Annotated in this window: 20 protein-coding genes; 19 read left to right on the top strand and 1 reads right to left on the bottom strand. The window is 68.2% G+C overall.

Annotation, left to right across the window (positions count from 1 at the left end; translation table 11 throughout):
- The first annotated feature begins 55 nt into the window (after positions 1 to 55).
- The gene (locus HWX00_RS24210) at positions 56 to 352 is read left to right on the top strand and encodes an H-NS histone family protein (protein ID WP_006489320.1); all 297 of its coding nucleotides are present in this window, start codon (positions 56 to 58) and stop codon (positions 350 to 352) included.
- A gap of 103 nt (positions 353 to 455) precedes the next feature.
- Here HWX00_RS24210 and HWX00_RS24215 read toward each other — a convergent pair whose 3' ends face one another.
- Positions 456 to 1,520 (bottom strand): glycosyltransferase family 4 protein, encoded by a 1,065-nt coding sequence (locus tag HWX00_RS24215; RefSeq protein WP_034188088.1) that lies wholly within the window; start codon positions 1,518 to 1,520, stop codon positions 456 to 458.
- 666 nt (positions 1,521 to 2,186) lie between these two features.
- Here HWX00_RS24215 and flhD point away from each other — a divergent pair.
- From flhD to flhB, 18 genes are all read left to right on the top strand, one after another.
- Positions 2,187 to 2,507, top strand: coding sequence for a flagellar transcriptional regulator FlhD (gene flhD, locus HWX00_RS24220; RefSeq protein WP_011350590.1), 321 nt, complete (start codon positions 2,187 to 2,189; stop codon positions 2,505 to 2,507).
- Positions 2,508 to 2,600: 93 nt separating this feature from the next.
- Positions 2,601 to 3,155 carry a flagellar transcriptional regulator FlhC gene (gene flhC, locus HWX00_RS24225; protein ID WP_034188087.1) on the top strand — a complete coding sequence of 185 codons (555 nt, stop codon included), beginning with the start codon at positions 2,601 to 2,603 and terminating at the stop codon, positions 3,153 to 3,155.
- 168 nt (positions 3,156 to 3,323) lie between these two features.
- Positions 3,324 to 4,184 (top strand): flagellar motor stator protein MotA, encoded by an 861-nt coding sequence (gene motA, locus HWX00_RS24230; protein WP_011350592.1) that lies wholly within the window; start codon positions 3,324 to 3,326, stop codon positions 4,182 to 4,184.
- A 13-nt stretch (positions 4,185 to 4,197) separates the two neighbouring features.
- On the top strand, positions 4,198 to 5,214 hold the full coding sequence (gene motB, locus HWX00_RS24235) for a flagellar motor protein MotB (protein WP_034188086.1): 1,017 nt from the start codon (positions 4,198 to 4,200) through the stop codon (positions 5,212 to 5,214).
- A gap of 28 nt (positions 5,215 to 5,242) precedes the next feature.
- Positions 5,243 to 5,620: a response regulator gene (locus HWX00_RS24240; RefSeq protein ID WP_034188085.1), complete on the top strand. Its 378-nt coding sequence runs from the start codon at positions 5,243 to 5,245 to the stop codon at positions 5,618 to 5,620.
- Between the two features lie 33 nt (positions 5,621 to 5,653).
- Complete coding sequence (gene cheA, locus HWX00_RS24245; RefSeq protein ID WP_124608591.1) at positions 5,654 to 7,912, top strand: chemotaxis protein CheA; 2,259 nt, start codon at positions 5,654 to 5,656, stop codon at positions 7,910 to 7,912.
- A 47-nt stretch (positions 7,913 to 7,959) separates the two neighbouring features.
- Entirely contained in the window at positions 7,960 to 8,475 is a 516-nt protein-coding gene (cheW, locus tag HWX00_RS24250) for a chemotaxis protein CheW (protein WP_006486165.1), read from the top strand.
- Between the two features lie 37 nt (positions 8,476 to 8,512).
- Positions 8,513 to 10,474, top strand: coding sequence for a methyl-accepting chemotaxis protein (locus HWX00_RS24255; protein ID WP_034188083.1), 1,962 nt, complete (start codon positions 8,513 to 8,515; stop codon positions 10,472 to 10,474).
- Positions 10,475 to 10,477: 3 nt separating this feature from the next.
- Positions 10,478 to 11,470 carry a CheR family methyltransferase gene (locus HWX00_RS24260; protein WP_175868150.1) on the top strand — a complete coding sequence of 331 codons (993 nt, stop codon included), beginning with the start codon at positions 10,478 to 10,480 and terminating at the stop codon, positions 11,468 to 11,470.
- Positions 11,467 to 12,231: a chemoreceptor glutamine deamidase CheD gene (gene cheD, locus HWX00_RS24265; protein WP_034188081.1), complete on the top strand. Its 765-nt coding sequence runs from the start codon at positions 11,467 to 11,469 to the stop codon at positions 12,229 to 12,231. The genes HWX00_RS24260 and cheD overlap by 4 nt, the downstream gene beginning before the upstream one ends.
- Entirely contained in the window at positions 12,228 to 13,319 is a 1,092-nt protein-coding gene (locus HWX00_RS24270; protein WP_175029357.1) for a protein-glutamate methylesterase/protein-glutamine glutaminase, read from the top strand. The genes cheD and HWX00_RS24270 overlap by 4 nt, the downstream gene beginning before the upstream one ends.
- Before the next feature lie 67 nt (positions 13,320 to 13,386).
- The gene (gene cheY, locus HWX00_RS24275; protein WP_006485893.1) at positions 13,387 to 13,782 is read left to right on the top strand and encodes a chemotaxis response regulator CheY; all 396 of its coding nucleotides are present in this window, start codon (positions 13,387 to 13,389) and stop codon (positions 13,780 to 13,782) included.
- Position 13,783: 1 nt separating this feature from the next.
- The gene (gene cheZ, locus HWX00_RS24280; protein ID WP_069707187.1) at positions 13,784 to 14,515 is read left to right on the top strand and encodes a protein phosphatase CheZ; all 732 of its coding nucleotides are present in this window, start codon (positions 13,784 to 13,786) and stop codon (positions 14,513 to 14,515) included.
- Between the two features lie 258 nt (positions 14,516 to 14,773).
- A complete protein-coding gene (locus HWX00_RS24285) occupies positions 14,774 to 15,277 on the top strand; it encodes a DUF2844 domain-containing protein (RefSeq protein ID WP_034188078.1) in 504 nt (167 codons plus the stop codon).
- A gap of 16 nt (positions 15,278 to 15,293) precedes the next feature.
- Positions 15,294 to 16,526, top strand: a complete 1,233-nt coding sequence (locus HWX00_RS24290; protein ID WP_175029358.1) for a DUF3443 family protein — start codon at positions 15,294 to 15,296, stop codon at positions 16,524 to 16,526.
- Positions 16,527 to 16,690: 164 nt separating this feature from the next.
- Positions 16,691 to 17,194, top strand: a complete 504-nt coding sequence (locus HWX00_RS24295; protein ID WP_034188076.1) for a VOC family protein — start codon at positions 16,691 to 16,693, stop codon at positions 17,192 to 17,194.
- Between the two features lie 297 nt (positions 17,195 to 17,491).
- The gene (locus tag HWX00_RS24300) at positions 17,492 to 17,872 is read left to right on the top strand and encodes a DUF805 domain-containing protein (RefSeq protein ID WP_034188075.1); all 381 of its coding nucleotides are present in this window, start codon (positions 17,492 to 17,494) and stop codon (positions 17,870 to 17,872) included.
- 333 nt (positions 17,873 to 18,205) lie between these two features.
- Positions 18,206 to 19,405, top strand: a complete 1,200-nt coding sequence (gene flhB / locus HWX00_RS24305; protein ID WP_034188074.1) for a flagellar biosynthesis protein FlhB — start codon at positions 18,206 to 18,208, stop codon at positions 19,403 to 19,405.
- The last annotated feature ends 23 nt before the right edge of the window (positions 19,406 to 19,428 follow it).

Consider the following 19,428-nt stretch of genomic DNA (forward strand, 5'->3'; position numbering starts at 1 on the left):
TTGGCGTCCCGGCCGGATTCGCCGGGGCCGCATCATCGAAAAGGGGAGTCGAAAAATGTCTCAATACGCGAAACTCAAGGCGCAGATCGCTGATCTGCAGGCTCAGGCGGACGACGTGCGCCGCCAGGAAGTGGCGGCGGTCATTGCCGACGTCCAGCGAATGATTGCGGAATACGGCCTGACGGCCCAGGACCTGGGCTTCGCGGAACGGGCACGGCGCGGGCGCCCGCCGAAGAAGGCGCCGCTGCCGCCGAAATACCGCGATCCGAAGTCGGGTGCCACCTGGAGCGGGCGCGGCAAGCCGCCGAATTGGATCGTCGGGAAAAACCGCGATCGTTTCCTGATCGAATGACCGGAAGCCGAAAAGAAAGAGCCGCATCGTCGATGCGGCTCTTTTGTTTTACGCGCCGATTTCGGCGCGGATTTTGCTGAGTATTTCCGCGCGGATTTCCGCGTCAGGCGCTCGCGACCCGGCGCAATACCGGTTGCTTGGCCGCCGCGCAAAGCGATTCGTAAGTTTCGACATAACGCTGCGCCATTGCCTTCGAGCTGAAGCGCGTGTCGAAACGCTGGCGGATCGCGGTGCGCGACAGCGTGTCGATCCGGTGCAGCGCCCCGACCGCGCCCTGCACGTCCTCGACGATGAAGCCGGTCACGCCGTCCTCGATCACTTCCGGCACCGAGCCGCGGTTGAACGCGACGACCGGCGTGCCGCAGGCCATCGCCTCGATCATCACCAGGCCGAACGGCTCCGGCCAGTCGATCGGGAACAGCAGCGCCTTCGCGCCGGACAGGAACGCGGGCTTCTGCGCCTCGTTGATCTCGCCGATGAATTCGACGTGCGCCTGGCCGAGCAGCGGCTCGATCACTTCCTTGAAATAGTCGGCGTCGGCCTTGTCGACCTTCGCGGCGATCTTCAGCGGCAGCCCGCTTTGCGCGGCGATCCGGATCGCGGTGTCGACGCGCTTTTCGGGACAGATCCGGCCGAGGAACGCGAGGTATTCGGGTTTCACGCCCGGCTGCGGCGTCAGCAGCGTGTCGGGCAGCCCGTGATACACGGTGCCGGCCCACGCGGCCTGCGGCAGCGGCTTGCGCTGGTTGTTCGAGATCGACACGACCGGCGCGTCCGGGAACGCGTCGAACACCGGCTGCAGCTCGGGCAGGTCGAGGCGGCCGTGCAGCGTCGTCACGTACGGCGTGTCGAGGCGCGACATCAGCGGGAACGGCAGGTAGTCGAGGTGGAAATGCAGCACGTCGAATTCGTGCGCGACCCGGGCCACCTGCTCGAGGAGCCGCATGTGGGGTGCCATCGAATCGCGGATCGACGGGTCGAGCCGCAGGGCGCGCGGCCACGCCGCCTCGAGACGGGCCGACGTGACGGAGTCGCCGCTGGCGAACAGCGTCACGTCGTGGCCGAGTTCGACGAGCGCCTCGGTGAGGTAGGACACGACACGCTCGGTGCCGCCGTAGAGTTTCGGCGGAACGGCTTCGTAAAGCGGCGCGATCTGGGCAATTCGCATCGGTGTTCTCCGGTTTTCGATCCGTGGGCGCCATCGCGCCGACGCGGATCCCATACAACGTTGCGGAACTCGCCGACGCACGCGTCTGGCGTACGTGGCCGGGCCCTGGACGGGGTGCGCGGGGCGCCGGACGGCAAGCTGCGGGGCGGGCCGGCACGGCTCGCGCCGCCGCCCATTGGAGTCCATTATCGATATCGCCCTGCGGGGTTCGAGTGTTTTTTCAAACACTTAAGGCTTGTTACACGATGAAATACGCGAAAACCCCGAGAAAAAGGGCGCGGAATCATGAATCGAGATGGCCGCAACTATTGTTGCGCGATCGTGAAAAACCACTATAATTTTTACCGATCCGATTGTCGGCAGCCCTGCCGGCAAGCCTTCCGCCACCGAGCGGGCGGCCATCGGCACCCTCGCAGCCGAATGCGCGCTGTCATCCGCTTTCCCGATTGCCCCTTTCAATTCGCTTTGTCGGAAAAATTCCTACACGGTTTACAGACAAATCCTGCATGGCATACGCCACTTCGCTGATACCGACATAAATGGCGTTTGGCCAAAATTCGCCCTGTAAGACTATAAACGAGCCGACAGTGCGCCAGGAGCGCTCCGATCGAGCAAACGTTTTCATAACACGAATGGCCAAAGCAAAGCTCTTATAACGGGGGAATCATGAGCGCTACCAGCGAAATGCTCAGTGAGATCAAAGAGGTCAACCTGTCGTACCTCCTCCTCGCGCAGCGCCTGCTGCGGGAAGACAAGGCGATGGGCATGTTCCGCATGGGAATTTCCCAGGAACTCGCCGACGTGCTCGCCAACCTCACGCTCGCACAGACCGTGAAGCTTGCCGCGTCGAACCAGATGCTGTGCCGCTTCCGCTTCGACGATCACGCGCTGCTGTCGTCGCTCGCCGACAAGGGCCGTAGCGATGTCGTCGCGCACGCCCACTCGGCCATCCTGATGGCCGGGCAGCAGGTCGAAGGCGTCCGCTGATCCATCCCGCCTTGCGTTGTGTCCCGGCGTACCGCGCCGGAGGGCAGCGTATTGGCCATCCATTCGAACAACGTCAAGCGGACGGTTATCACCATGGCAAGCAAAAGCGTCGTGATCGAGGTGAAGGAAATCACCCTCGCCATCGAACTGATCGAACTGGGCGCCCGGCTGCAGCTGCTGGAGGCGGAGACGAGCCTGTCGCGGGACCGTCTGATCAAGCTGTACAAGGAACTGAAGGGCGTGTCGCCGCCGAAGGGGATGCTGCCGTTCTCGACCGACTGGTTCATGACGTGGCAGCCGAACATCCACTCGTCGCTGTTCTACAACATCTACCGGTTCATGCAGGACCACGGCCGCTGCGAGCCGATCCAGTCGATCGTGAAGGCGTACCGGCTCTATCAGGAGCACGTGAACCTGTCCGGCGACGAGGCCGCGCTGAGCCTCACGCGGGCATGGACGCTCGTGCGCTTCTTCGATTCGGGGATGCTGCAGATGACCCCGTGCACGCGCTGCGGCGGCCACTTCGTCGCGCATGCGCATGATCCGCATCAAGGTTTCGTGTGCGGCCTCTGCCAGCCGCCGTCGCGTGCCGGCAAGACCCGCAAGGCCGCCGCCGCGCGCGCCGAACTGGCTGCCACCGCGGCCTGAGCGCCGCCGGGCGGGGCGCGGGCGGTTGCCGCGGGCCGCGCGAATCGTCCGTGCCGTGCTGGTAAACACTGCCGGGCCGCCGCCGGGCGGCCGCGAAAGTTTTCCTGCCGACTGCCGTAAACCTGTTTAACGGCGGTCTTCCCGCCGGTCTTTCGTGAGGGACAGGCAGTGCTGATTATCGTGGGAACACTCGTGACGCTGTTGTCCGTCTTCGGCGGCTATGCGCTGGCAGGCGGGCATCTGGGCGCATTGATCCAGCCGGTCGAGATCCTGATGATCGTGGGCGCCGGCGTCGGCGCATTCATCCTCGGCAACGGCGGCAAGACCATCAAGGCCACGCTGCGCGTGCTGCCGACCCTCTTCAAAGGGTCGAAGTACACGAAGGACGTCTACATGGAGCTGATGGCGCTGCTCTACGTGCTGCTGGCGAAGGCGCGCAAGGAAGGCACGCTGACGCTCGAGGCCGACATCGACGATCCGGAAAAGAGCCCAATTTTCACGCAATACCCGAAGATCCTCGCCGATCATCACATCGTCGAGTTCCTGACCGACTACCTGCGCCTGATGGTGGGCGGCAACATGAACGCGTTCGAGATCGAGAGCCTGATGGACGAGGAGATCGAGACGCACCACGCGGAAGGCGAAGGCCCCGCGCACGCGCTGATGCGCGTCGGCGACGCGATGCCGGCGTTCGGCATCGTCGCGGCCGTGATGGGCGTGGTCCACACGATGGCGTCGGCCGACAAGCCGCCCGCGGTGCTCGGCGCGATGATCGCGCAGGCGCTGGTCGGCACCTTCCTCGGGATCCTGCTGTCGTACGGGCTGATCGGGCCGCTCGCGAGCCTGGCGGAGCAGCGCGTCGCCGAGTCGACGAAGATGTTCCAGTGCATCAAGGTGACGATCCTCGCGACGCTGAACGGCTATGCGCCGGCGATTGCCGTCGAGTTCGGCCGCAAGGTGCTGTTCTCGACCGAGCGCCCGTCGTTCTCGGAGCTCGAAGAGCACGTGCGCCGGGTGAAGGCGAAGTGACGCGGAGCGCACGATGAGCAAGAGCAAGGATCGCGCGATCGTCGTCAAGCGGGTGGCCCCGGCGAAGAAGGGCCACCACGGCGGCGCATGGAAGCTCGCGTACGCGGATTTCATGACCGCGATGATGGCGTTCTTCCTGTTGATGTGGCTGCTGAGCTCGGTCACGCCGGTGCAGCTGAAGGGCATCGCCGAATACTTCAACACGCCGCTGAAGGCCGCGCTGTTCGGCAGCGGCGACCGCAATTCGCAGGACTCCAGCATCCTCAACGCCGGCGGCCGCGACCTGTCGAGCGTCGACGCCGGCACGCTGCGCCGCACCGACGGCTCGACGCAGCTCGCCGATCGCGTCGCGAAGGCCGGCGACGACAACACGCGCTCGCAGGCGCAGGGCGCGCAGGACCGGCTCGAGCAGGCGCGCCTGCACGACCTGCAGATCAAGCTGATGGCCGCGATCGAGGCGAATCCGACGTTGCGCCAGTTCAAGCAGCAGATCCGCATCGATTCGACGCTGATGGGGCTGCGCATCGAGATCGTCGATTCGCAGAAGCGGCCGATGTTCGCGATGTCGAGCGACCGCGTCGAGCCGTACATGCGCGACATCCTGCGCGAGATCGGCAAGACGCTGAACGACGTGCCGAACCGGATCATCGTCCAGGGCCATACCGACGCCGTGCCGTACGCGGGCGGCGAGGGCGGCTACAGCAACTGGGAGCTGTCGGCCGATCGCGCGAACGCGTCGCGCCGCGAGCTGATCTCCGGCGGCATGGACGAGGCGAAAGTGCTGCGCGTGCTCGGCCTCGCGTCGACGCAGAACCTGAACAAGGCCGACCCGCTCGATCCGGAAAACCGCCGGATCAGCGTGATCGTGCTGAACCGCAAATCCGAAGAGGCGCTGATGCGCGATGACGCGACGACCACGACGCTGTCGGCCGATGCGGCCGGCTCGAAGCAGCTCGCGCAGCAGCTCGGCGCGGCGCCGGCCGTGCGCCCCGCGCTCGCGGCGTCCGCCGTCGCGGTGCCGAAACCCTGATATCGACAAGACCCGCTCCGAGACAGACATGATCCGAACCATTCTCGCCATCGACGACTCCGCGACCATGCGCGCCCTGCTGCAGGCGACGCTTGCACAGGCCGGCTATGACGTGACGGTGGCGCCGGACGGCGAAGCCGGCTTCGACATGGCCGCGACCGCGCCGTACGACCTGGTGCTGACCGACCAGAACATGCCGCGCAAGAACGGGCTCGAGGTGATCGCCGCGCTGCGCAAGCTGACCGCGTATGCGGACACGCCGATCCTCGTGCTGACGACCGAGGGCAGCGATGCCTTCAAGGATGCCGCGCGCGACGCGGGCGCGACGGGCTGGATCGAGAAGCCGATCGACCCGGCCGTGCTGGTCGACCTGGTCGCGACGCTCTCCGAGCCGGCCGCATCCTGACATGAACGCGACGAATTCAACCGGTGACCGGGCATGACTCTCGACATCACTCAGTTCTACCAGACCTTTTTCGACGAAGCGGACGAGCTGCTCGCGCAGATGGAGCAGTTGCTGCTGAACCTCGACGTCGACTCGCCCGACCCCGAAGACCTGGCCGCGATCTTCCGCGCCGCGCATTCGATCAAGGGCGGCGCGGCGACGTTCGGCTTTTCCGCGCTGACCGATACGACGCACATCCTCGAATCGCTGCTCGACCGCGCGCGCAACCACGAGTTGACGCTGACCAAGGAGATGGTCGACGCGTTCCTCGAGACCAAGGACGTGCTGTCCGACCAGCTCGCGGACTACCGCGCGAGCGCCGAACCGGACGCGGCGGCTGCCGCGACGATCTGCGCGAAGCTCGAACGGCTGAAGGCCGAGAGCGGCGCGGGTGAACCGGCGGCGGCCGCCGCGCCGGCACCTGCGCCCGCTGCCGCACCCGCTGCCGCCGCTCCGGCCGCGGAACCCGCCGCCGGTGGCGAGCGCGCGCCCGATCACGTGGTCGAGCAGGCCGTCGCGGCCGCGCATCCGGCGGGTGACGCGGACGCGGGCGCGGGCGGCCCGCACCTGAAGATCACGCTGGTGGGCGTCGACGCGAAGGACCAGGCGCTGCTTACCGAGGAACTCGGCAACCTCGGCCGGATCGTCGGCCGCGAGGCAGCGGGCGCCGACCTGTCGCTGTGGCTCGAATCCGATGTGCCGTCCGACGACATCGTCGCCGTGTGCTGCTTCGTGATCGACGAAAGCCAGATCCGCGTCGCGCACGGCACGGCGCCGGCCGCACCGGCCGCGCCGGCTGCCGCGCAGGACACGGTGGCGCCGGTTGCCGAACCGGCCGCCGCCGCGCAACCGGCGCGCGTCGAGGTGTTCGCGCCGCCGGCCGCCGCGCCGCAACCGGCCGCGCCGGCGCCCGCCGAGCCGGCCGCCGCGGCCGCACCGGCCCAGCCGCCGCAACCCGCGCCGCAACCGCCGGCCGAACACGCGGCGCCGGCCGCCGCGCACCACGACGACAAGCGTGCGCGCCCGGCCGCGGCCGCCGCCGCGGGCGCCGAAGGCAGCTCGATCCGCGTCGGCGTGGAGAAGGTCGACCAGCTGATCAACCTCGTCGGCGAGCTCGTGATCACGCAGGCGATGCTCGCGGAAACCGCGAGCGCATTCGATCCGGCGCTGCACGACCGCCTGTTCAACGGGATGGCGCAGCTCGAGCGCAACGCGCGCGACCTGCAGGAAGCGGTGATGTCGATCCGCATGATGCCGATGGACTACGTGTTCAGTCGCTTCCCGCGCCTCGTGCGCGACCTCGCCGGCAAGCTCGGCAAGCAGGTCGAGCTCGTCACGTTCGGCCAGGCGACCGAGCTCGACAAGAGCCTGATCGAGCGGATCATCGATCCGCTCACCCACCTCGTGCGCAACAGCCTCGACCACGGGATCGAAACCGTCGACAAGCGCGTCGCCGCCGGCAAGGATGCGGTCGGCCAGCTCGTGCTGTCGGCCGCGCATCACGGCGGCAACATCGTGATCGAGGTGAGCGACGACGGCGCGGGCCTGAACCGCGAGCGGATCCTCGCGAAGGCCGCGAAGCAGGGCATGCAGGTGTCCGACAACATCAGCGACGACGAAGTCTGGCAGCTGATCTTCGCGCCGGGCTTCTCGACGGCCGAGACGGTGACCGACGTGTCGGGCCGCGGCGTCGGGATGGACGTCGTGAAGCGCAACATCCAGTCGATGGGCGGCCACGTCGAGATCACGTCGCAAGCCGGCCGCGGCACGACCACGCGGATCGTGCTGCCGCTCACGCTCGCGATCCTCGACGGGATGTCGGTGAAGGTCGGCAGCGAGATCTTCATCCTGCCGCTGAACTTCGTGATGGAGTCGCTGCAGCCGTCGACCGACGACATCTACACGGTCGGCAACGGCGAGCGCGTGGTGCGCGTGCGCGGCGAATACCTGCCGCTGGTCGCGCTGCACGAGGTGTTCTCGGTCGAGGACGCGCGCACCGACCCGACGCAGGGGATCGTCACGATCATGGAAACCGAGGGCCGCCGCTTCGCGATGCTGATCGACGAGCTGGTCGGCCAGCAGCAGGTGGTCGTGAAGAACCTCGAAACCAACTACCGCAAGGTCCACGGCATCTCGGCGGCGACCATCCTCGGCGACGGCAGCGTCGCCCTGATCGTCGACGTCGCGGCGCTCAACCGTGAAACCCGTGCGACGCACGGCGCCCGTGCCGGCGCCGAGCTCGCGATGTTCTGACTCTCGCCATTAACCGATTGGGGGCAAACGTGTCTGCTGAAGTCCAAATGATCAATCCGGCCGCGGCGAACGCGGCAACGAGCCGCCGCGACGCGGAGCAGGGCGACGCGACGGGCCAGGAATTCCTCGTGTTCACGCTCGGCGACGAGGAATACGGGATCGACATCCTGAAAGTGCAGGAAATCCGCGGCTACGACAGCGTCACGCGCATCGCGAACGCGCCGGAGTTCATCAAGGGCGTGATCAACCTGCGCGGGATCATCGTGCCGATCGTCGACATGCGGATCAAGTTCCATCTCGGCCGCGTCGAGTACGACCACCAGACCGTCGTGATCATCCTGAACGTGTCGAACCGCGTGGTCGGGATGGTGGTCGACGGCGTGTCGGACGTGCTGACGCTGCAGACCGACCAGATCATGCCGGCGCCGGAATTCGGCGCGACGCTGACGACCGAGTACCTGACCGGCCTCGGCACGGTCGACGGCCGGATGCTGATCCTGATGGACATCGAGAAGCTGATGTCGAGCCGTGAAATGGCGCTGATCGAGACACTCGGCGGGTAAGCGCGCCGCGCGCGCAGCAATTTCGGGAGAATCTGCAATGTTGCACAACTGGTCGATCCGTACGACGCTCACCGCGGTCGGACTCATTCTCGTGTGCCTGGCCGCCGCGGTCGGCGGGCTCGGCCTCTACGCGCTCAATCACGCGAGCCGTTCGCTCGACGAAATCGCGCACGTCGACCTGCCGGCGATTCACACGCTGGACGACACGGCCGCGCACCTGCTGCGCTCGCGCGTCGCGCTCGACCGCTTCCGTACGCTGACCGAAGGCGGCAATGCGGCCGACGCGGCGAAGGTGCTCGACCGCGCGCAGGAGCTGTTCGCGAAGTCGAACCAGAACTGGCAGGCGTTCCAGTCGTTGCCGAAGCTCGGCGTCGAGCAGGCGCTCCTCGACGAGCTCACCGCCCGCTACACGACGATCGTGAAGGAAGGCGTCGAGCCCGAATTCGCGGCGGCGCGCGCGGGCGACATGGCGGCGTACCACGCGATTGCCGACGCGAAGATCAGCCCGATGTTCGTCGCGTTCGACCAGACGGCGGCGGCCGTGATCGCATCGCTGCAGAAGCGCGCGGAAGAGCGTCAGGCCGCGACGCAGTCGCAGATCTCGCTGATGGTCGCGCTGATCGCCGCCGGCATCGCGATCGCGTTCGTCGTCGTGATCGCGATCCGCTTCGTCCTGCGCGGCCTGATCGTGAAGCCGATCGAGGACGCGATCGCGCACTTCGAGCGCATCGCCGGCGGCGACCTCACGCAGCCGGTGAGCGTGTTCAGCACGAACGAGATCGGCCGCCTGTTCGGCGGCATCAAGCGGATGCAGGACGCGGTGACGACGATGGTGCAGGCCGTGCATCGCGGCACCGAGTCGATCGACGTCGGCGCGCGCGAGATCGCGACCGGCAACATCGACCTGTCGCAGCGCACCGAGGAGCAGGCCGCGTCGCTGCAGGAAACCGCGTCGAGCATGGAGCAGCTGACGGGCACCGTGCGGCAGAACGCGGAGAACGCGCGGCAGGCGAGCCAGCTCGCGGTGAACGCGTCGGACATCGCGACGCAGGGCGGCGACGTGGTCGGCCAGGTCGTGTCGACGATGCAGGACATCGCGGCCAGCTCGGGCAAGGTCGTCGACATCATCGGCACGATCGAGGGCATCGCGTTCCAGACCAACATCCTCGCGCTGAACGCGGCGGTCGAAGCCGCGCGCGCGGGCGAACAGGGCCGCGGCTTCGCGGTGGTCGCGGGCGAGGTGCGCTCGCTCGCGCAGCGCAGCGCGAGCGCCGCAAAGGAAATCAAGCAGCTGATCGGCGATTCGACCGAGAAGGTCGACAGCGGGTCGGCGCTCGTGGCGCGTGCCGGCGCGACGATGGAAGAGATCGTGCAGGCCGTGCGCCGCGTGACCGACATCATGGGCGAGATCAGCGCGGCGTCCGACGAGCAGTCGACCGGCATCGAGCAGGTCAACCGCGCGGTCGGCCAGATGGATTCGGTCACGCAGCAGAACGCGGCGCTCGTCGAGCAGGCGGCGGCGGCCGCCGCGTCGCTCGAGGAGCAGACGCGCCAGATGAAGGCGATCGTGTCGGGCTGGCGCGTCGCGGGCGGCATCGCGCTCGCGCCGGCGCGCAGCGTCGCGCGGCCGGTCGCGCACGAACCGGCGGCCGTGCCTGCGTTGCCGTCGGAGCCGCGTCACGACGCGGCGCCGGTCGCCGCGCTGCCGGCGCCTCAGGCGGCGGCACAACCGGCACGGCGCGCCGCGCCGGCCGCCCGTGCGGCCGCGTCGGGCGCCGGCGCCGAACCGAAGCGCACGGCCGACACCGCGCGCACGCAGAAGGATGCAACGGCTTCCCGCGGCACCGCCGCGGGCGGCTATGGCCCGCGCCTCGCGAAGTCGGCCGCACCGGCGGACAAGCCGGCCGCGAAGCCCGCGCTCGTGCGCCCGGCGCTGAACGGCGAGAAGCCGGCGCTGGCGGCGGCCGGCGCGTCCGACGACGACTGGGAGACCTTCTAAGCCATGTCGCACGCGCGCGCGCCGTTTCGACCCGATGCACCGGATGCCTCGCCTCGCGCAGGGGATCCGGGGCGCGACTTCGCGTTCACGGGCGTGGATTTCGCACGCATTCGCGCGCTGATCCATCAACGCGCGGGGATCTCGCTGTCCGAGCACAAGCGCGACATGGCGTACAGCCGTCTCGCCCGGCGGCTGCGTGCGCGCGGCCTCGACACGTTCCGCGACTACCTCGACCTGCTCGAGCAGGAGGACGATCCGCTCGAGTGGGAAGCGTTCACCAACGCGCTGACGACCAACCTGACCGCGTTCTTCCGCGAGTCGCACCATTTCCCGATCCTGTCGGATTTCGTGAAAGGGCGCCCGGCGCCGGTGTCGGTCTGGTGCTCGGCGGCGTCGACCGGCGAGGAGCCGTATTCGATCGCGATCACGCTGATCGAGGCACTCGGCGAATCGGCGGCGCGCGGCGCGTCGATCCTCGCGACCGATCTCGACACGCAGGTGCTCGCGAAGGCGGAGGCCGGCATCTACACGTACGACCAGGTCAAGCACCTGTCGCCGGAGCGGCTCAAGCGCTTCTTCCTGAAAGGCACGGGTCCGCAGTCAGGCCGTGTGAAGGTGCGCCCCGAGCTGCGCGCGATGATCCGTTTCGAGCAACTGAACCTGACCGATGCGGACTACGGGATCGCGAAGCCGTTCGACGCGATCTTCTGCCGCAACGTGATGATCTATTTCGACAAGCCGACGCAGGGGCAGGTGCTGTCGCGCTTCGAGCCGCTCGTGAAGCCGGGCGGCCTGCTGTTCGCCGGCCATTCGGAAAACTTCACGTACGTGACGCAGGCGTTCCGGCTGCGCGGGCAGACGGTGTACGAACTGACACGCGACGCCGCGCAGGGTGCGCGGCCGCGCGGCGCGCAGGCGCCCGCGGCGGCCGCGATGCCGTCGCCCGTGCGCGCGCGGGCCGCGGGCGCCGTGCCTGCCTATGGAGAGCGCGGATGAGCGCACTGCCGATCGCGACCAATCGCTATTTCGACAGCCACTTCGGCCTTCCCGGCGTGAAGCTGTTGCCGAACGAGTTCTACACGACCGCCGAGGACATGGTGCTGATGACCGTGCTCGGCTCGTGCGTCGCCGCGTGCATTCACGATCCGTACGCGGGCATCGGCGGGATGAACCACTTCATGCTGCCCGACGACGGCGCCGATGCGGGCGCGGCCGCGTCCGAATCGATGCGCTATGGCGCGTACGCGATGGAAGTGCTGATCAACGAACTGATCAAGGCCGGCGGGCGCCGTGAACGCCTCGAGGCGAAGGTGTTCGGCGGCGCGGCCGTGCTGGCCGGGATGACAACGATCAACATCGGCGATCGCAACGCGGATTTCGTGCGCCGCTACCTCGCGCTCGAACGCATCCGCATCACCGCGGAGGACTTGCAGGACGTCCATCCGCGCAAGGTCGCGTTCATGCCGCGCACGGGGCGCGCGATGGTGAAGAAGTTGCGGCTGCAGGTGCCGGGCGTGACCGAGCGCGAAGCCGCGCTGGCGCGCGAGGCCGACCGCTTGCGCGCGGCGCGCCCGCGCGCGCACGTCGAGCTGTTCCAGGCGAAACGGCCGGCCGCGCCGCAACCGGCGCGCCCGCGCATCGAGCTGTTCGGCGCGCGCGGCGCCGCGCCGGCCGGCAGCGGCAGCGCGGGCGGTGCCGGCGGCGTGCGGGCGGCGAACCCGTATGCGGCGAACCTATCAAGAAAGCAGGAGGCATGACCGCAGTGCAGAAGATCAAAGTATTGTGCGTCGACGATTCGGCGCTGATCCGCAGCCTGATGACCGAGATCATCAACAGCCAGCCCGACATGACGGTGTGCGCGACCGCGCCCGATCCGCTCGTCGCGCGCGAGCTCATCAAGCAGCACAACCCCGACGTGCTCACGCTCGACGTCGAAATGCCGCGCATGGACGGGCTCGACTTCCTCGAGAAGCTGATGCGCCTGCGGCCGATGCCGGTCGTGATGGTGTCGTCGCTGACCGAGCGCGGCTCCGAAATCACGCTGCGCGCGCTCGAACTCGGCGCGGTGGATTTCGTCACGAAGCCGCGCGTCGGGATTCGCGACGGGATGCTCGACTACGCGGAAAAGCTCGCCGACAAGATCCGCGCGGCGTCGCGCGCGCGCGTGCGCCAGGCGCCGCAGCCGCAAGCCGCCGCGCGCTCGGCCGACAGCCCCGCGGCCGCGCCGATGATCAACAACCCGCTCGTCAGTACCGAGAAGCTGCTCATCATCGGCGCGTCGACGGGCGGCACCGAAGCGATTCGCGAAGTGCTGACGCCGCTGCCGCCGGATGCGCCGGCCGTGCTGATCGCGCAGCACATGCCGCCGGGCTTCACGAAGTCGTTCGCGCAGCGGCTGAACGGCCTGTGCCGGATCGCGGTGAAGGAAGCCGAGCACGGCGAGCGCGTGCTGCCGGGCCATGCGTATATCGCGCCGGGCCACGCGCACCTGTTGCTTGCGAGAAGCGGGGCGAACTATATTGCGCAACTGTCGGACGAGCCGCCGGTGAACCGGCACCGCCCGTCGGTCGACGTGCTGTTCCGTTCGGCGGCGACGCACGCGGGCAAGAACGCGATCGGCGTGATCCTCACCGGGATGGGCCGTGACGGCGCGGCCGGCCTGCTGGGAATGAAGCGCGCGGGCGCCTACACGTTCGCGCAGGACGAAGCGAGCTGCATCGTGTTCGGGATGCCGCGCGAGGCGATCGCGCTCGGCGGCGCGGACGAGGTCGCGCCGCTCGCCGACATGAGCCGCCGCGTGATGGCGCGCCTGGCGACGATGGGCGACCGCGTGCAGCGCGTTTGAATGGAATGTCACGGGGCGCGTGCCACGATACGCGTCCCGACGGAAACGAATCTGGAAAGGAACGACGATGGACAAAAGCATGAAAATCCTGGTGGTGGACGATTTCCCGACGATGCGCCGGATTGTCCGCAACCTGCTGAAGGAACTGGGCTATTCGAACGTCGACGAGGCCGAGGACGGCCTGGCCGGCCTCGCGCGGCTGCGCGGCGGCGGCTACGACTTCGTGATCTCGGACTGGAACATGCCGAACCTCGACGGCCTCGCGATGCTGAAGGAAATCCGCGCGGACGCGACGCTCACGCACCTGCCGGTGCTGATGGTCACGGCCGAGTCGAAGAAGGAGAACATCATCGCGGCCGCGCAGGCCGGTGCGAGCGGCTACGTCGTGAAACCGTTCACGGCCGCGACGCTCGACGAGAAGCTGAACAAGATCATCGACAAGATGGCGAAGGCCGGGAGCTGACGTGAACGAGCCGATCCATGCGGCGCTCGCCGGCGCGGGATTCAGCGCCGACAGCCAGCCAGAAGGCGCCGATTTCGCGAGCGACCGCATCCTCGCGCGCATCGGCCACGTCACGCGCACGCTGCGCGACTCGATGCGCGAGCTCGGGCTCGACAAGCACGTCGAGCGCGCGGCGGAGGCCGTGCCCGATGCGCGCGACCGGCTGCGCTACGTCGCGACGATGACCGAGCAGGCCGCCGTGCGCGTGCTGAATGCGATCGAGGTCGCGAAGCCGATGCAGGCGCGCATCCAGAACGAGGCCGAGGCGCTCGACGCGCGCTGGACGCAGTGGTATGCGGCGCCGATCGAGCACGCGGAAGTGCGCGAGCTGATGGACGATACGCGCGCGTTCCTGCGCACGTTGCCCGAGGCGACGTCGGCCACCAGCGCGCAGCTGCTCGAGATCATGCTCGCGCAGGATTTCCAGGATCTCACCGGGCAGGTGATCAAGAAGATCATGGACATGGTCTACCTGATCGAGCAGCAGCTCCTCACCGTGCTCGTCGAGAACATCGCGCCCGAGCGGCGCGAACAGTTCGCGGCCACCGCGGCCGCGCTCGCGGCCGAGCAGATGAGTGCGACCGGCAGCCCCGAGTCGCTGCTCAACGGCCCGCAGATCGCGCCGGAAGGCAAATCCGACGTGGTCCAGGACCAGGGGCAGGTCGACGACCTGCTCGCGAGCCTCGGCTTCTGACCTTGCCGCCACGCGTCGGCGCGCCCCGTTTCGCGGGGCGCCCGCCGCGCGCCTTTCCCGTTCCCGCCTCGTTTCCCCGTGCGCGCCGCGTCCCTGCGGCGCGGCGTGATCCTGCGTCGAATTGACACTTGGTCACACTCAGCAGGCATACTACGCGTCAGCAGCAACGTAGCGTCATTCGTACGAATCATCGGTTGGCAGGCGGCGCAGGCCCGATGGCGGCGCCGCCGCAACGAAGCCAATCCCTTAGGGGGGAACGTGAAGCTGAAACGCTTGGGCTGGACCGTCGCACAGGCGGCGGCCGCAATGGGTGTGCTGTGGGCCGTCCACGCACATGCTGAACTGGGCGGCGCGCCGATGTCGCCGCCCGCGGACGATCAGGCCGCCACCGTGCGCGCGCTGCAGCGCGCGATGCGTTCGGCGGACGGCGTGCAGACGAGCACGGCCGGCTATACCGTCCGCGAGATCACGCTCGGGTCGGGCACCGTCATCCACGAATACACGTCGGCCGCCGGCAGCGTGTTCGGCCTCGCGTGGAGCGGGCCGACGATGCCGGATCTCGCGTCGCTGCTCGGCAGCTATTTCCCGCAGTACACCGCAGGCGTCCAGGCGGCGCACAAGGCGCGCGGCTGGCGTGCGCCCGTGGCCGTCGACACGAGCGGCCTCGTGATCCGGACGGGCGGCCACATGGGCGCGTTCTCGGGGCAGGCGTGGCTGCCGGCGGCGCTGCCGGCCGGCCTGGCCGGCACCGACATCCAGTGACAGCGGGAGAGCGATCTTGAGCATTCATCGTACATTCAAGCGCTGGCTCGGCGTGCTGGGCCTCGCGGCCGCGACGGCCGTGCTCGTCACCGCATGCGGCGGCGGCGACGGCGGCGGCGGCAGCAACACGGGCAACAACGGCAACAACGGATCCGGCGGATCGGACGGCAATTCCGGAAATACCGCCGTCATCACGGTCGCCACGGGCGTCGCGAACGTGATCAACATCCCGACCATCAGCGTGAAGGTCTGCGCGCCGGGCACGTCGAACTGCCAGGTGGTCAACAACGTGCTGGTCGATACCGCGTCCTACGGGCTGCGGCTCGTCGGCAGCGCGGTGTCGGGCGTGCTGGGCAGCCTGCCGCAGGTGACGAGCGGCGGCGCGCCGGTGGCCGAGTGCGGCAAGTTCGTGTCGAGCTACACGTGGGGATCGGTACGCACGGTCGACCTGTCGATCGGCACCGAGCAGGCGAGCGCGCTGCCCGTACAGATCATCGGCGACCTCGGCACGACCAACGTGCCGAGCTCGTGCACGAACGGCGGCGCGTCGGCCAACTCGGCGGGTGCGCTGGGCGCGAACGGGATCCTCGGCATCGGGCCCGCGCCGTACGACTGCGGCACGACCTGCGCGACGTCGACGTCGTCGAGCAACAACTACTACGCGTGCCCGAACGGCGACAACGCGAGCTGCACGGTGGCGCTCGTGCCGCTGTCGCAGCAGGTGGCCAACCCGGTCCATCGTTTCGCGAACAGCGACGGCGTGAGCGTGCAGATGCCGGCCATCTCGAGCAACGGGCAGGCGAGCGCGACCGGGACGCTGACGTTCGGCCTGCCGAGCCTGAGCGGCAAGACGGTCCTGACGTCGACCACGACGGGCGACGTCAGCGCGACGTTCCTCGGGCGCAACGTGACCGCGTTCTTCGATACGGGCTCGAACGCGTATTTCTTCAACGATTCGGCGCAGACGGTCTGTTCGCGGAACACGGAGTTCTACTGCCCGTCGTCCGCGACGACCTACTCGGCGACGCTGAGCGGCCAGAACGGCGCGTCGGGTGTCGTGTCGATGCCCGTCTCGAACGCCGATTCGCTGTTCTCGAACCCGTCGACGTTCGCGTTCAACGACATCGCGGGCCCGTTCGGCTCGACCAGCTGGCTGGACATCGGCATGCCGCACTTCTACGGCAAGACGATCTACTTCGGGATGGACAAGACCGCGAGCGGCGGCGCGCCGCCGTTCGTCGCGTTCTGACAGGGCGCGGCGGCACGCGGGAACAAAGGGGGCGAGCGATCGCCCCCTTTTTTTTATCGCGCCGCCGTGCGTGTCCGATGGGCCGGATTTCCGCCGCGCGCGGGCGCAGCGCCTACGATGTAAGACCGGCACCGGTGCCGGCACGACATCGAGGAGACAACGTCATGAACCCGCGTATCCAGCGCATCACGCCGTTCCTGTGGTTCGACCGCGACGCCGAGGCGGCGGCCGGCTTCTACGTGTCGGTGTTCGACAACGCGCGCATCGTGCACGTCGCGCGCTACGGCAAGGCCGGCGCGCACGCGTCCGGCAGCGCGGAGGGCGCGGTGATGACCGTCGCGTTCGAGCTCGACGGGCAGGCGTTCGTCGCGCTGAACGGCGGCCCCGTGTTCCAGATCACGCCGGCCGTGTCGTTCGTCGTCAACTGCCGCGACCAGGACGAGATCGATCATTACTGGGCACGCCTGTCCGAAGGCGGCGACGAGCGCGCGCAGCAGTGCGGCTGGTTGCGCGACCGCTTCGGCGTGTCGTGGCAGGTCGTGCCGGTGCAGATGGCCGAACTGATGACGGGCGACCCGGCGCGCGCCGAGCGCGTGATGGCGCAGGTGATGACGATGAAGAAGCTCGACCTCGCCGCGCTGCAGCAGGCGGCGGATCAGGCCGGATAATCGAATGCCGCGCACGTCACGCGATTATCGTTGGTGCGCGGTTTCATTCGAATGTAATCAAATGCCGGATTATCGGGGGCTGTCGTTTCTGTCAGGTCTTCAAGATTATTAAAATGACGCGGCATGCAAGGCCGCGGTACCGCATTATGCTTAAGCGGCCTTTCCCGCGCGGCATCGGCGTCCATGCGAACGGGCGAGCGCCGGCCGGCAGGCGAAAGAGATGGAGTCCGGTGAAAATCAAACATATAATGCCGGCGTTGTTTCCGGGGTGCCAATATAAAACAGGAGGGTAATAAGATGGGTTTTTCCGAAGCCGTTCGTACCGCACTCAATAAATACGCGACATTCGAAGGCCGTGCGCGTCGTGCCGAATACTGGTATTTCACGCTGCTGAGCGTCATTCTTTCGATCGCGGCCCAGGTCATCGGCGCGGCCGGCCGCGATGGCGGCCTGATCACGCTGCTGCTGCTCGGCGTCATCTGCCTGGTCTCGCTGGCGCTGCTCGTTCCCGGCATCGCGGTCAGCGTGCGCCGCCTGCACGATACGGGCCGCTCGGGCTGGTTCCTGCTGATCGCGCTGATTCCGGTGGTCGGCGGCATCCTGCTGCTCGTGTGGATGTGCTCGCGCGGCACCGACGGCCCGAACCGCTTCGGCGCCGATCCGATTCCGGCCGTCTGACCGGCCCCGCCCCGGCGCGCGAGCGTCGCGCCGGGGCCTGAATATCCCGCCTTTCCCGCCCGTCGGTTCACCGCAGTCGTTTCACCCTTTTCCCCGCTTCCCGCCGTCGGCGTCCTGCCCGCGGCCGACCCCTCGCCATCGCGCCGATCGGCACGTTTTTCCGCGTTGCCGCGCGTCGCTGCGCCCCCGCGCCAGCCGCGTTCGCACCGGCTCGCCCGATTCTCCGAAATACCCCCCTTTCCCGGCTTTGCTCGACCGATCGGCGTTTGACGCCTGCATGAATAATCGGTGTCACTGGAAAGCGGCATTCCGCCGTACCCGACTGGAGGCCCCGTGGCAGACGAGAGCGATCTCGACAAGACCGAAGCCGCCACTCCCAGGCGCCGCGAGAAGGCGCGCGAGGAGGGGCAGGTCGCGCGTTCGCGCGAGCTGGCTTCGTTCGCGCTGCTCGCGGCCGGGTTCTACGGCGCATGGCTGCTCGCGGGCCCGTCGGGCGCGCATCTGCAGACGATGCTGCGCGGCGCGTTCACGTTCGATCGCGCGACCGCATTCGACACGAACCGGATGCTGTCGGCGGCCGGCAGCGCGAGCCTCGAGGGCCTCACCGCGCTGCTGCCGATCCTCGCGCTCACCGGTCTCGCCGCGCTGCTCGCGCCGATGGCGCTCGGCGGCTGGCTGATCTCGCAGAAGACGTTCGAGCTGAAGTTCGACCGCCTGAACCCGATCTCGGGCCTCGGCCGGATCTTCTCGATCCAGGGGCCGATCCAGCTCGGGATGTCGGTCGCGAAGACGATCGTCGTCGGCGGGATCGGCGGCGTCGCGATCTGGCGCAGCAAGGACGAACTGCTCGGCCTCGCGACGCAGCCGCTCGGCGTCGCGCTCCCCGACGCGCTGCACCTGGTCGCCGTGTGCTGCGGCACGACGGTCGCCGGGATGCTGGTGGTCGCCGCGCTCGATGTGCCTTACCAAATCTGGCAGTACAACAAGAAGTTGCGCATGACGAAGGAAGAAGTGAAGCGCGAGCATCGCGAGAACGAAGGCGATCCGCACGTGAAGGGGCGGATCCGCCAGCAGCAGCGCGCGATCGCGCGCCGCCGGATGATGGCGGCCGTGCCGAAGGCCGACGTGGTCGTCACGAACCCGACCCACTTCGCCGTTGCGCTGCAATACACGGACGGCGAGATGCGCGCGCCGAAGGTCGTCGCGAAGGGCGTGAACCTCGTCGCGGCGCGCATCCGCGAACTCGCGGCCGAACACAACGTGCCGCTGCTCGAGGCGCCGCCGCTCGCGCGTGCGCTGTATCACAACGTCGAACTCGAGCGCGAGATCCCCGGCTCGCTGTACTCGGCCGTCGCCGAGGTGCTCGCGTGGGTCTACCAGCTCAAGCGCTTCCGCTCGGAAGGCGGCGCGTTTCCGGCGGTGCCGGTCGATCTCGACGTGCCGGCCGAACTCGACAAGGGCACGTCGGTCGCCGCCGGCGACGAACGCGAGGAAGCCGAGGACACGCTCGGCCAGCAAGGAGCGTCGCAATGATCCGCCCCCACGCTCACCCGTGC

Origin of the sequence: Burkholderia seminalis DSM 23518 (assembly GCF_902832885.1) — a bacterium.
Lineage (GTDB): Bacteria > Pseudomonadota > Gammaproteobacteria > Burkholderiales > Burkholderiaceae > Burkholderia > Burkholderia seminalis.